This window comes from Acinetobacter corruptisaponis, assembly GCF_030053775.1.
GTDB classification, from domain to species: domain Bacteria; phylum Pseudomonadota; class Gammaproteobacteria; order Pseudomonadales; family Moraxellaceae; genus Acinetobacter; species Acinetobacter corruptisaponis.
The window spans coordinates 94,252-106,899 of sequence record NZ_CP125670.1 but is presented as its reverse complement, the minus strand read 5'-3'; the positions used below and the strand labels follow the sequence as shown (position 1 = coordinate 106,899).

General features: G+C 37.1%; 13 protein-coding genes. 5 read left to right on the top strand and 8 right to left on the bottom strand.

Annotation, left to right across the window (positions count from 1 at the left end; all coding sequences use genetic code 11):
- Positions 1 to 13: 13 nt before the first annotated feature.
- The 5 genes from QLH32_RS18755 to QLH32_RS18735 form a co-directional block, all read right to left on the bottom strand.
- The gene (locus tag QLH32_RS18755) at positions 14 to 664 is read right to left on the bottom strand and encodes a hypothetical protein (protein ID WP_151711565.1); all 651 of its coding nucleotides are present in this window, start codon (positions 662 to 664) and stop codon (positions 14 to 16) included.
- A 14-nt stretch (positions 665 to 678) separates the two neighbouring features.
- Entirely contained in the window at positions 679 to 1,725 is a 1,047-nt protein-coding gene (locus tag QLH32_RS18750) for a ParM/StbA family protein (protein ID WP_225761875.1), read from the bottom strand.
- Between the two features lie 302 nt (positions 1,726 to 2,027).
- Positions 2,028 to 3,365 carry an ATPase, T2SS/T4P/T4SS family gene (locus tag QLH32_RS18745; RefSeq protein ID WP_225761876.1) on the bottom strand — a complete coding sequence of 446 codons (1,338 nt, stop codon included), beginning with the start codon at positions 3,363 to 3,365 and terminating at the stop codon, positions 2,028 to 2,030.
- Positions 3,366 to 3,378: 13 nt separating this feature from the next.
- Complete coding sequence (locus QLH32_RS18740; protein WP_061403616.1) at positions 3,379 to 4,212, bottom strand: type IV secretory system conjugative DNA transfer family protein; 834 nt, start codon at positions 4,210 to 4,212, stop codon at positions 3,379 to 3,381.
- Between the two features lie 14 nt (positions 4,213 to 4,226).
- The gene (locus QLH32_RS18735; RefSeq protein WP_209798106.1) at positions 4,227 to 4,697 is read right to left on the bottom strand and encodes a DotD/TraH family lipoprotein; all 471 of its coding nucleotides are present in this window, start codon (positions 4,695 to 4,697) and stop codon (positions 4,227 to 4,229) included.
- A gap of 816 nt (positions 4,698 to 5,513) precedes the next feature.
- Here QLH32_RS18735 and QLH32_RS18730 point away from each other — a divergent pair.
- The 4 genes from QLH32_RS18730 to QLH32_RS18715 all read left to right on the top strand — a co-directional run bounded on the left by QLH32_RS18730 (position 5,514) and on the right by QLH32_RS18715 (position 8,330).
- Positions 5,514 to 7,556 (top strand): integrase, encoded by a 2,043-nt coding sequence (locus tag QLH32_RS18730; protein ID WP_283269456.1) that lies wholly within the window; start codon positions 5,514 to 5,516, stop codon positions 7,554 to 7,556.
- A gap of 126 nt (positions 7,557 to 7,682) precedes the next feature.
- Positions 7,683 to 7,844: a hypothetical protein gene (locus tag QLH32_RS18725; RefSeq protein WP_225761878.1), complete on the top strand. Its 162-nt coding sequence runs from the start codon at positions 7,683 to 7,685 to the stop codon at positions 7,842 to 7,844.
- A 38-nt stretch (positions 7,845 to 7,882) separates the two neighbouring features.
- Positions 7,883 to 8,008, top strand: coding sequence for a hypothetical protein (locus QLH32_RS18720; RefSeq protein WP_263975002.1), 126 nt, complete (start codon positions 7,883 to 7,885; stop codon positions 8,006 to 8,008).
- Positions 8,009 to 8,117: 109 nt separating this feature from the next.
- Positions 8,118 to 8,330: a hypothetical protein gene (locus tag QLH32_RS18715; protein WP_225761879.1), complete on the top strand. Its 213-nt coding sequence runs from the start codon at positions 8,118 to 8,120 to the stop codon at positions 8,328 to 8,330.
- Here the strand turns inward: QLH32_RS18715 and QLH32_RS18710 are convergent.
- A protein-coding gene (locus tag QLH32_RS18710; protein WP_100222603.1) for an IS4-like element ISAba33 family transposase occupies positions 8,325 to 9,415 on the bottom strand; the annotation gives its coding sequence in 2 pieces (ribosomal slippage) (positions 8,325 to 8,875 and positions 8,875 to 9,415; 1,092 coding nt in all). The two genes, QLH32_RS18715 and QLH32_RS18710, sit on opposite strands and share 6 nt — an antisense overlap.
- Positions 9,416 to 9,574: 159 nt before the next feature.
- On the opposite strand from QLH32_RS18710, the gene QLH32_RS18705 reads away from it, so the two are divergent.
- Positions 9,575 to 10,378 (top strand): enoyl-ACP reductase FabI, encoded by an 804-nt coding sequence (locus tag QLH32_RS18705; RefSeq protein ID WP_151711624.1) that lies wholly within the window; start codon positions 9,575 to 9,577, stop codon positions 10,376 to 10,378.
- A 142-nt stretch (positions 10,379 to 10,520) separates the two neighbouring features.
- On the opposite strand, the gene QLH32_RS18700 is transcribed toward QLH32_RS18705, so the two are convergent.
- Together QLH32_RS18700 and QLH32_RS18695 are read right to left on the bottom strand one after the other, a co-directional pair.
- Entirely contained in the window at positions 10,521 to 11,150 is a 630-nt protein-coding gene (locus tag QLH32_RS18700) for a hypothetical protein (protein WP_151711623.1), read from the bottom strand.
- 99 nt (positions 11,151 to 11,249) lie between these two features.
- A protein-coding gene (locus QLH32_RS18695) for an IS4-like element ISAba33 family transposase (protein ID WP_100222603.1) occupies positions 11,250 to 12,340 on the bottom strand; the annotation gives its coding sequence in 2 pieces (ribosomal slippage) (positions 11,250 to 11,800 and positions 11,800 to 12,340; 1,092 coding nt in all).
- Positions 12,341 to 12,648: the final 308 nt, after the last annotated feature.

Here is a 12,648-nt window from a genome sequence, read left to right as displayed (position 1 = left end):
GTTTACCTAAACCCTAAGCAATAGAGATATGATTCCAGTCATCTGATGGAGTGACATCATTTTCTGTTTTGGTTTCTTCTAAGTGGATCTGCTGCACAGCAACAATTTCATCTGTATCAAGTTGCTCTGTATAACTATTAATCAGCAAAGCGGTTTGTAGATTTTCGTGGTTAAAGCTTGCACTCATAACAATAGTGTTACGTTTGAATTCTTCATCTCTCATTAGGTCAATGAATAGATTTAGAAAAGATCCACAACCTAATTGGAAAACTTCATTTTCCAATTTTGCTGTGGCAATTGGATCTTTTCGGATCTCCAAAGCTGTAAAGTATTGCGAGATCATGTAGGCCAGATAGTTTGACATTTCATACAGTGCTGACAGACAGTAAATTTCTCTATCCGTCTGCTTGCGTTCAGATAAAAATTTGACCATTACTTCACTATTAAAATTAAGTGTCACTTTATCTTTGCTGCTGCCAAGAAAACCCACGATATTACTAACTGAACTTTTTGTGGGATGAGTGAAAAAGTAATAGATTAGGTGACTGTATAATTTGCCTGCATCAAAATCATTGACTTTTAAAAAGGACAAAAGAAATTCCCTTTGTCTTGTTGGCAATTTGTCTAAACTAACCGAAACTCTTAATCTGTGAAGTTGAGGCATAGCTACACCTCAAGTTAGATTCTTGCCATAAACGCAGCACATTTATACATGCCTCTTGCGTTTGCGAATTCAGGATCTTTTACGATCTGGATGTTGTTGTATTCAAGTTTATTGGTAAGTTGTTCACCTAGTGTGATAGAACCGCCACCAACAAGCAGAACTGCACCTAGATCCTTTCCGTCTCTCACATGCACTTTAACTTTATTGACGATCTGCTCAATAACCTTGTCTTTGGCTTGGGTAATTAGGTCTGATACATCATGGCTCTCTTTACCTATTGATAAAGTGCCAGATTCTAATGCTTTATTTAGTCGCCAATCTGATATGTCTGTTGACATTTTCAACTTTGCTTTAATGTTTTGATTGAGTATAGATTTAAGGGTAATGATCCCAACATCCAGTGTTCCACAACGAGAGGTTTGCATTGTTCCACCTTGAGGATTAATTACGGCAATATCAGTGGTACGTCCACCAATATCAATCACGGCACATCCTCCCTCAAATAAGTCATCATACAGATCGGTTTTTTTCCCTTTATCTGTCATGAGTGCATCAAAGTAGGCACATTGCGCTTCAGATAAAACTATATGTTTAGTGATTGAAATAGGATCTAAATTATTAGACGCTTCATAAAGGTTAAAGACAGATTTATCACGCAGATTAATCATCAGGTTTTTTGTTTTATTATTGATTAATTCAATATTTTTCGTTCCGTCCTGCCCACCATAGAAACGGTTCAAAGGCAGTCCAGTGGCAATTTTAAATTCACGATAGTCCTTGCCGAAAGCCTTATCCAAAGCTTGATATACGAGTGCAATATTGGCCTCACTGACTGGATAATCTTCAGTACGTGTGTCGATATGCTCTGAGCAAAACTCATCAACAGTATATTTATTTCCATTTACGCTGATGATCTTTCTATTTACATCATCAGGATCGCCCATGATAGTTGCGCCAATTGCTACACGGGACGGCATTCTGAATTGAATGGCTAACTCACCATTGTAGATCTTAATTCCATCATGGCCATCATCTACGCCAACAACTAATGTTTTACTCATAAAATTCTCCAATGTCTTAAAATCTTATCTTCTTTTGGGTGTCTTAACTTTCCCAAATAGGAAACACCGAATGTATTGAAATACGAATGAATAGGGGATCTTCCAAATATTCTCGATGCAATAGCAAATAGGTAGTGCAATGATCGCTCCATATAAAATAAAGCTAACTTTATTGAAGAACATTGCACCAAGAACAATGAAAAACAGTACTAAAACGTTGATTTTATAAAGTTGAGGAATGAGCCTTGTCTTACCCCAATCCATATAACTGTTATTTTTTTCTTCCATTAAACTCTCCTATGCTATGCAAGTAGTGCATCAAAACCTGCCTGCGTAATTCTATTTTCAGCAAGTAGTTTATGAGCCTGTACTTCAAAATTAGGTGATGAAAATGCCGTACCAGTTGGCTGATTCATAACTGAGCGTATTTCTTTAACCACACCCGAAAAACCATCATCACTAATTGCTATGTCAAGTAACTTGCTTCTGAAATCTTTGGTCATAAACAATGTTTCTCTTACAGCCATTTGTTTACCATCAATAGTTTCAACCAGACGTTGAGCAATTAAGGCATGAGCTGTAGCGATTGTTTCTGTGAGTTTTCGGTTTTGCTGCTCTTTTGGAACAAGAGCCAAAATACGAGGTAAGATATTTGCCACATCATTACTGTGAACAGTAGAAAGTACGGGGTGGCCTGTTTGTGACAGTTCAATTGCAGCAGAAAATGACTCTTGATCCCGTAATTCACCCACCAACAATAATGCAGGCTTACGTCTCATGGCTTCTCTTACAGCGAGTGCAAAAGAAGAAAAATGCTCTGGTACTTGGCTTTGAGAAATAACCGAATGTCTACTTTGAATCTCGTTGTAACGGAACTCAATTGGTTCTTCGATTGTGATGATGTTGCCTTGAATGTGAGTATCTTCTTCAAGTATGTAGCGGATGAATGAAGAAAGTGTTGTAGATTTTCCCGAACCTGTTTCACCTGCCATGTATACAATCCCAATACGAGGGATACACTTCAGTAGATATTCTAGTTCAACACCAATATCTGAATATTTAGGTGGTTTTGATGGGATCAAGCGCATTACGATCTGGAATGAGGTATTACCCGTGAGATCCATACATGCTGAAATATTACAGCGAAATACAACTTTATTGCGGTCAACAGCAATAACGTTGGTATTACCATTTTCACTATCTTCTGCCACAAATCCTCCTATACCCTCAGAGGAGTTAGGGTCGAACAAGGAGCATGAGTAAGCGAAATTAAGGCCAATGCCTCGTCTGATTGAAGAAAGTGCCTCAGAACCGTTAATTGTTGTGAGGAAACAATCTAATTCGATCCCCTTAATATTCGTATATGTCAGAGCATAGAGCCTGCCATATCTACGAATAAGAATAGGGCGACCAGACAAGGCAAAAATATCACTGGCTTTAAAGTGCTCGGCAATGGTTAAAATTTTTCGTACATCAGTTTCAGATGTAAGTTCAAAATTATCAACACGGATGGTGTCATGCAGAAGCATTTCATAACCATGCTTTTTGAGCACTTTTTCAGGAATCGTAGCTACATTCCCTGACTGATAATAGCTATCAGGAATATCAATTACTTCCTGTTCAGGCAGTTCAGTAGGCATACTATTATCCATACTATTGAGTCTCGATAGCTACAGGGGTATCAGATTCACTTACTGTAGAAGTTTGGACAGGTTGTTTAACTTCTGACCGTGAAACAATCGAAAGAGTATTGGCTTTCCAATACGATGGATCATTAACGAATCGAGGTAACTCGGTAATCTGGAAGTTTGACTGATTAAGCATCAGGGCATTTCCACCACCTGCGAGAGAAATGTTTGTTCTCGCAATTACAGGCATCGTTATTTTGCCGTTCATTCGGAATTGATGGAACTTCAGCATCCCGATAAAAGTTTGATTTAATCGATTAAGTTGATGTGAAAAGATGGCATCAGCTTCTTTGACACCATCCTCTATTCCACGATCCATAGCATTTTGAAATGCTTTCTTTTCCTGTTGGTTCTTCGGTTTAAGTTCGTTCGGTAATGAATCGACTCCCACCTGATAAGACTCAACATTAAAGTTTAAATAGTCTCTCCAGTTTGGTGGTAAATGAGAAAAACGGGCATTCTCTTTAATTTCGTAACGTGTACCCAAGACGGAGAAAGTCCGTGCATTGCCTACATCACTAATATTGTGTGCCTCAACAATGACAGGCGGTACAACAATTGTATTGATCATTAAAGGTTGAAAGTTATAAACCGTATCTAATTTGCGGTCGTTCGCTTTAACAACATTAGAAATTTCTTGAAGACGAGCACGTAGAGCGTTACGGGTTGCAGCTTCTCGTACAATCGTTTGAATTGCTTCAACACGAGCTGTGTTTTCAGCTTGTTTTGCTGAATCTGATTGAGAAACAATAATTGGCGTTTGTTCTAAGTAGAACTGATAATTCGGTAAGTCAGCCATTACGAATCCCCCTTTTAATGATGGATTAATGTGATGGTTTTAGACTGCGAATCAAATTCAACAGTTGCAGCGTTACCTAATTGGAGTGCTGTATCTTTTACAAGATCTGCACCTGTCATTTTGCGTTTATGGAAATTGACAATAGGTAGTTGGCGAATGTTGCCTGCTTCAATGAAACGATAACCAAATCTGTAAGCCACACTTTGAAGTAGGGTTTGTGAATCCCCTACAAAGTCCACAACCAATACATCTTTATTGATGTTTGAATTAGTGATGGCAAGGTTATCTAAGTATTGGCGTTGAGTCAGGGCGTAAGTCTGTTGTTCTGCTACAGCATCCTGAGCAGCTTTACTTAATACACCTAATGGTGATTCAACATCAAATTTTGGTGAGGGTACATAGTAGTAACTCTGACAGCCTGTTAAAGCTAATACTACTGAGAATGTTGAAAAGAGCTTCAACATGGACATTGGTACTTTTTTCATGTGTACACCATTTTTGATTCTATAATTGTTAGCCAAGTGCAACCGAGCATCTTGGTAAGCTAAGTATAAATTCTAAATTTTAAAAAATATATAGTATTAAAAAATAAAAATCTTTGACCTCAAAGTATGGCATATCAAATGCTCATGGTGTTTTCTTCGATACTTTATGACCTCAAAACCATGTCAATTTATTTCAAAAAACTCGAAATTAGGTACGTAACATTGAAATCTTAGGCGTAATAATTACGAAATCTCTGCCATTTATTATTTTTGTATAGCAGAACAATGCAATTAACATTCAATAAAAACCAAAATTTTATTCGTTACTAAATTTTGAGAACAATAAGGGACAATAAAGGACAAATTGAATTTAATTTTAATAAGAAATGAGAATGAAACAATTATACAAATATAAATATTTCTAATAATTATTGATTGATCTCTTAAGTCTCAATTTTATAATCAGTTATTCTGATATTTTAAAAAATAAATTTATTAAAGTAAAAATATAAAAATTTATAAGTTATTCAATTTGAATTTTAATTTTTAAACCAATGCAAATAATAAAAAAGAAAATAATTTTTTTTGCGTAACCGTGATAACAGATGATTCGAGAACAAAGAATACTTTTTTAAAGTAATCTTAGGTATGATTGTGCAAGCAATCGTAGATTAAAAATTGGGTAACGAGCGAGCAGTTGATAAATTGACTGTCTTTTGAGCCTATACCTCTTTTGAAACGATTGATGATTGGGCGCATGATAAGCTCAATTTTTTGAACATTAAGATCACTGGTTGGCTTAAGGTAGAACAAAATATGACCGTAAACTCAGAATATGATATTAAAGCACAAGCGTATCCAAAAAGTATTAAAGGACTCGTTGAACGAGCGCAAAATTATTCAAATAGAACTGCTTTAAGATATACGAACGTTTGGAATAAATTATTAAACAAATACGGCGAAAAAGATAATATTGTCAATAATCCAGAAGCAGCCATAAATAATGTGGTTAATAACCTCATAGCTGAATATTCTAATAATGAGTATAGAGACTCAACCTTTAGGCAGTATCGAGCTGCTGTCATTTACAGATTGAGCGTAATCCTGTTGGAGCAGGGTAGAACAGGAAATAAAATCTTATCTTTGCCCAAAGCAGCACGTTTTTTTGAAAGTTTGAAAAATGTAGAACGTATTAACACAGATCAAAAGCAACCGAAAAGATCCAGTAGCAGCAAACTGAAATATTTTCCTAAAGACCTCTATGAGCATGTTGGGAAGACGCAAAACGAGGTTATAGGATCTAAATTGGGCGTGATGCTTAAGTGCTTTCTTGAAGCTAATATGTTGCTAGGCTTGAGACCTGTAGAGTGGCTAAGTTTAAGATTGGCATGTGATGTAGAAAAGAAGTGCTTATGTTTAGTTGTCGATAATGGCAAGCATTCAAATGGTAGGGCGAATGGTGAAATACGGATACTGGATCTGCTTGAAGACGATCGGGAAAAATTAAAAAGCCAGTTAAGAATAATTCTAGGGTTTAAGAAGCTACTGGACAAAGAACTAGAAAACAAAGCACGAAAGATACTTAGCCAATTAAGCGCAGATACAGGTGAGCAATACAAACTCTATATATCTAGTAGAGAACCTGATGAGTTTTTATATGAATATTATGGTGTGAATAGCCAACGAGCCACCATTAACGAAGATCCCAATAACGGAGATCCCATTAACGGAACAAAGACCACTAACGGTATAAATGGGTCAGAGGCACACGGCGATAATTTGAGTGGTGATTCCATCAACGGAGATCCCATTAACGGAATTAAAACCAAAGACGGAATACATGGTCTAGGTGCGCACGGCGATATTTTGAATAGGTCTTCCGATAACGGAGAGACCATCAACGGAATTAATACTGGAGACGGAATTGCAGGAGACGTAGCCAATCACGGCGCACAAAATAGAACAATAGGTGACGCAGCCATAAATAGCGCACGGCGTTCTGAGCTGCAAGGAGTGACCGCCAACGGTACAGATACCATTAACGGAATTAATCCAGTAGACGGAAGCAATAGCGAAAGCGGAAGAAAATCGCACGGCGAGGACGGTCTAGGAGATACCGACAACGGAATAAATCCAGACAACGGTAAAAATCCAGTAGACGGAAGTAATGGGCAAGTTGATTCCCAACAAAGCGATAAAACTTTCAGCCGATCTGAAACTATCAGTCAATTAGAAACTTTCAGTCAATTAGAAACTTTCAGTCAAAATGAAATAATCAGTCCAGAACTTAAGCAACTAGACACGGCGCACGATGATTCAGTGAATACCGTATCTGGTGGAAATACAGTAGACGGTTTGGATTCCGAGAACGGAAATAACGCCGTCTTGTTCAAGGCATTAAATACAGCAGTGATTGAAAGTTATGTGGATAAGCACGGCGCAATCCAATATGCGTTATGCCAAGCCTATATGGATTCACTCCAAAGCAAGCTTTATCGTATATGTAATGAGTTCTATAAAAATAAAAAGCTAGGCTTGGTTGAGGAAATAGAGGCAAATAAAGCGAACGCAACTATTTACAGCACACGCCATCAAGCCGTAGCTAATCGAAAGAAAGCCAAGTGGAAGCTTGATGAAATTGCTGCATGGTTTGGACATGCAAGTATAGAGACTGCTTCAAGGCATTATGGTAGGGCAGGACGAGCATGGGGGGAGTTGCCTTATTACAGGCCATCTCGTTCAAGTATTGAAATGGTTCGAGTACGTGAGGCGGTATTGGAGCAAAGCAAAACGCCTATGTCGGATCAAGAGTTAATTAATCAAGTTGTGTCTGAAGACTACTTAGATGGTCTTTTATGATTTTTAAAAAATGAATATATGTATTTTTTAAAAATATGATAGATTATTCTTAATCAGTAAATTAACTAGGTAGGAATTCAGGTGAATTTAGAACCCGAACCATTAGTAAGTATTAATGGTGTTCAATTGACAAATGCTCAAACAGTTGCACTCCGTGTGGCAGTCTCTAATTATCTAACTGATTTGCAAGATACTGATCTTGGTGATGATCCGCACGGTAAGGCAGTGACTAAACTTTATTTGGCTAGGCTGCAAGAAGTAATTGAGCTGATGCACGGCGCAAATTAACTTTCATTAATGAAAGTTTTATGTTCAAGGATCAGCTTATGATTAATAGAAATAATCTTTCTGGTGAAATCTCATTTGGTTGCATCATGTGTGATGAATCAGATGATATTGTTGCGATTGCCTTAAAGAATCAAGTTCTTATGGCATGGGCTATAGAGCAGTGAATAACGGCCTTGAATCAAATGCTATTCATTACGATGGTAATTTGAAAGAGATTTATGAGGAGGGTTACGTGTGTGGTCGTAATGCACGGGCTAAACATGGAGAATCAAAATGAATAATATTCTAGATTTTGCAGCCAAAATCCATAAACAATTTTTTATCGGTGGTTTAGTTGTATTTGTTATTTTAGTGATTCTTATGTCATTAAATATAGATATAAACTATTTATTGATTCTGCTCGGACTCATCTTATCTTTCTTTACGGGGGGATTGGTGATTAATAATCTCTATATAAGAAGACTCTGTACACGACAAATTTCATAGGGCCCTTGTCCTATCAGGCTTTTTCTTTCTTAAAATTGCGAGCACTTTCTTAAATTCTTCTTTTTTTCCAAAACCAATCAAACGTAGAATAGCCATTTGAACATAGTCCAAACCGTAGCGAAATAAACTTACTGAAAGTCGTCCATGCTTCTTTATTTTTATCGCTTTTTTTCGATCATGTTGCCATTCACCTGTTAAATAGCACCAACAGAAACCGATAGCTAGCACTGCTATCAATTTCTTGACTCGTCCAGGGTCTGTTAAACGAGTATTTTCAAGATTGAATCCACGTCCTTTGAGACAACTAAATAAGGTTTCGATTTCCCAACGTAATGCATAATCACGAATAGCAGAAGCATTAAACATAGGAGAAACAACAAGTAAAAGTTCCCCATCTTCTAATCGTAGCGCACTAATATACAGTTTCACTCGACCAACCCAAATACGTCGTTTACGACATTCAGTTTGACCAACTTGAAGATGACGAAATAAATCACTAATTTTATGATTCCTGGCTAAGTGATTGGTCACAATAAAGTTTTTTTAACACGTATACAGAAGTTGATGTCATTTTCAATTAACCATGTAAACCATTTCTCACCGATAAATTCTCTGTCTGCGAACACATTCACAATACGGTCTTTACCAAAAATAGAGATAAAGCGTTGAATCAAAGCAATACGCTCTTTTGTATCTGAATTTCCACGTTTATTGAGCAATGTCCAAACAATAGGTATCGCTATTCCACGATAGACGATGGCTAACATCAAGATATTGATATCTCGTTTTCCCCATTTCCAATTGGTTCTATCTAAAGTCAGTTGCACTTTGTCGAATGAAAACATATTGAAAATCAACTGAGAAATTTGACGATAATCAAAATACTGACCTGCAAAGAAGCGTTGTATACGTCGATAAAATGATTGTGGTAAGCACTTGATGGGTAAGGCTTTAGATGCAGAAGAAAGATTACATGTCTGTTTTACAATTAATGCAATCATAATCAGTGTAAAACATTTTACATGTGACTTGTTCCACTTTAGATATTTGTTTAAGATGAGATGTAACTCATTGAAATGTGTCATCATATTCGTCGTCAGAAAACAAGTATTATGCCATTATTTCAATGAGTTATCTTTTTTGTCGTGTACAAAGTGCAAGTTTGTAAAAAAGATGGATTATGCAATTCCGAAAAATAAGGAATGTTGGCATGATGTGGTGAAAATTTTTCGAGTGAGAATAAGATGTCACAAGGACTTTTAGCTGGTAAACGTTTTTTAATCGCTGGTATTGCAAGCAAATTATCAATTGCATATGGTATCGCTGCTGCATTACATCGTGAAGGTGCGGAGCTTGCGTTTACTTATCCAAATGAAAAGTTGAAAAAACGTGTTGATGATTTTGCAGCACAGTTTGGTTCAAGCTTAGTTTTCCCTTGTGATGTAGCTGTTGATGCAGAAATTGATGGTGCATTTGCTGAGTTAGCAAAACATTGGGACGGTTTAGATGGTGTTGTGCATTCAATTAGTTTTGCACCAGCACATACATTAGATGGTGACTTCACAGATGTGACAGATCGTGATGGTTTCAAAATCGCACATGACATTAGCGCGTATAGCTTTGTTGCGATGGCGCGTGCTGCAAAACCTTTATTACAAGCACGTCAGGGTTGTTTATTGACTTTGACTTATCAAGGTTCTGAGCGTGTGATGCCAAACTATAACGTGATGGGGATGGCTAAAGCATCTTTAGAAGCGGGTGTTCGTTATTTAGCGCTAAGCTTGGGTAAAGAGGGGATTCGTGTGAATGCGATCTCTGCGGGTCCAATCCGTACATTGGCAGCTTCTGGTATCAAATCATTCCGCAAAATGTTGGATGCCAATGAAAAAATTGCTCCATTACAACGTAATGTAACGATTGAAGAAGTGGGTAATGCAGCGTTATTCCTTTGTTCACCGTGGGCTTCAGGTATTACGGGTGAAATCCTTTATGTTGATGGTGGTTTCAATACTGTCGGTATGAGCCAAAGCATGATGGATGATGAATAATTAGATTAATCTAAATTATTGAATAAAGCCGCTTTATAGCGGCTTTTGTTTTTTAAGGAGGGTGGGTTCTTTAAAAGTATAACGCCCGCAACAAGGGAAAAATTGAAGCGCAGCTGAAATTTTGTCCCTGTGCTTGCGCTTGTTAAATATTCTCTGCTACGGGCGAGAATATAGCTCGCGTACCATCCTCATGATCAAAAACATGACCACCAGCTCTCTTGACTCGCAACTCTTCCAAACCTTTATCTATCTCTTCGATCTTATCTGGATTCGATTTATAAAGTGTTTTCTTAATCTTCTCTAGAGTTGCGTAAATAATGTCAGACATTAAATCCAGATGTTCATTTATGCCTGATAGTAAATTTACAGATATCTGTGATAGATCATTGTTATTAATATAATTAAGATGCAGCCCTCTCATATCGAATCTTACTGGGACGAAAGAAAGAACGTCTTCCTTTTGCTTATCTATATAGTCAATGCTATGAGCCCCTAGCTTATGCCTGATATCACGGATTTCAAGCTTCTCTAGTCTATCTCGGAAAGCAGACTGCTCTGAAAGTTGGCAAAGTTTACAAATAGTAAAAACCGCTTCTTGCTGGATGTATGTTGAATTCAAAGCCCCATACAATCTGAGGTACTTCTCGCCGACTTCGTTGTACCTCGAAACACCTTCCATGCCGAATCTTAAAAAATGATCAAGCGATAAGGAAGTATCACCGATAAGATCCATTCCTGAGCATAGAAAACTCCAATCTTTGCCGTCATTCAATTTCAGTGATCGCTTTGCATAGCAAGGGAACGACTCTTCTTCCCTTGGACCCTTGGCAAGTCGCCCATTAATAAGGTTACGCTCTGTACACGACAAATTTCATAGGGCCCTTGTCCTATCAGGCTTTTTCTTTCTTAAAATTGCGAGCACTTTCTTAAATTCTTCTTTTTTTCCAAAACCAATCAAACGTAGAATAGCCATTTGAACATAGTCCAAACCGTAGCGAAATAAACTTACTGAAAGTCGTCCATGCTTCTTTATTTTTATCGCTTTTTTTCGATCATGTTGCCATTCACCTGTTAAATAGCACCAACAGAAACCGATAGCTAGCACTGCTATCAATTTCTTGACTCGTCCAGGGTCTGTTAAACGAGTATTTTCAAGATTGAATCCACGTCCTTTGAGACAACTAAATAAGGTTTCGATTTCCCAGCGTAATGCATAATCACGAATAGCAGAAGCATTAAACATAGGAGAAACAACAAGTAAAAGTTCCCCATCTTCTAATCGTAGCGCACTAATATACAGTTTCACTCGACCAACCCAAATACGTCGTTTACGACATTCAGTTTGACCAACTTGAAGATGACGAAATAAATCACTAATTTTATGATTCCTGGCTAAGTGATTGGTCACAATAAAGTTTTTTTAACACGTATACAGAAGTTGATGTCATTTTCAATTAACCATGTAAACCATTTCTCACCGATAAATTCTCTGTCTGCGAACACATTCACAATACGGTCTTTACCAAAAATAGAGATAAAGCGTTGAATCAAAGCAATACGCTCTTTTGTATCTGAATTTCCACGTTTATTGAGCAATGTCCAAACAATAGGTATCGCTATTCCACGATAGACGATGGCTAACATCAAGATATTGATATCTCGTTTTCCCCATTTCCAATTGGTTCTATCTAAAGTCAGTTGCACTTTGTCGAATGAAAACATATTGAAAATCAACTGAGAAATTTGACGATAATCAAAATACTGACCTGCAAAGAAGCGTTGTATACGTCGATAAAATGATTGTGGTAAGCACTTGATGGGTAAGGCTTTAGATGCAGAAGAAAGATTACATGTCTGTTTTACAATTAATGCAATCATAATCAGTGTAAAACATTTTACATGTGACTTGTTCCACTTTAGATATTTGTTTAAGATGAGATGTAACTCATTGAAATGTGTCATCATATTCGTCGTCAGAAAACAAGTATTATGCCATTATTTCAATGAGTTATCTTTTTTTGTCGTGTACAAAGATAAGAAGATTAAAAAAAATAAGTAGTGAATGACGCACGTATCAATCATTCCGATGATGGATTTTTACCGTCTTCGGAAATCATGTATGACGCAGCCAGACACGGCGCATTGAAATCAGTTATTACCGATAACTGTTATTTATACCGATCATGGTATTAATTCAGATAATGGATTTAGACCGATAACGGAATAAATGTTTACGCCGTTGGTATTTCGGCAATTGTCATTTGATAATA

What these genes read in the sequence shown, in the direction of transcription:
- QLH32_RS18755 (WP_151711565.1), bottom strand. Translation starts at nt 664, where the DNA reads ATGCCTCAACTTCACAGATTAAGAGTTTCGGTTAGTTTAGACAAATTG.
- QLH32_RS18750 (WP_225761875.1), bottom strand. Translation starts at nt 1,725, where the DNA reads ATGAGTAAAACATTAGTTGTTGGCGTAGATGATGGCCATGATGGAATT.
- QLH32_RS18745 (WP_225761876.1), bottom strand. Translation starts at nt 3,365, where the DNA reads ATGCCTACTGAACTGCCTGAACAGGAAGTAATTGATATTCCTGATAGC.
- QLH32_RS18740 (WP_061403616.1), bottom strand. Translation starts at nt 4,212, where the DNA reads ATGGCTGACTTACCGAATTATCAGTTCTACTTAGAACAAACGCCAATT.
- QLH32_RS18735 (WP_209798106.1), bottom strand. Translation starts at nt 4,697, where the DNA reads ATGAAAAAAGTACCAATGTCCATGTTGAAGCTCTTTTCAACATTCTCA.
- QLH32_RS18730 (WP_283269456.1), top strand. Translation starts at nt 5,514, where the DNA reads ATGACCGTAAACTCAGAATATGATATTAAAGCACAAGCGTATCCAAAA.
- QLH32_RS18720 (WP_263975002.1), top strand. Translation starts at nt 7,883, where the DNA reads ATGATTAATAGAAATAATCTTTCTGGTGAAATCTCATTTGGTTGCATC.
- QLH32_RS18715 (WP_225761879.1), top strand. Translation starts at nt 8,118, where the DNA reads ATGAATAATATTCTAGATTTTGCAGCCAAAATCCATAAACAATTTTTT.
- QLH32_RS18705 (WP_151711624.1), top strand. Translation starts at nt 9,575, where the DNA reads ATGTCACAAGGACTTTTAGCTGGTAAACGTTTTTTAATCGCTGGTATT.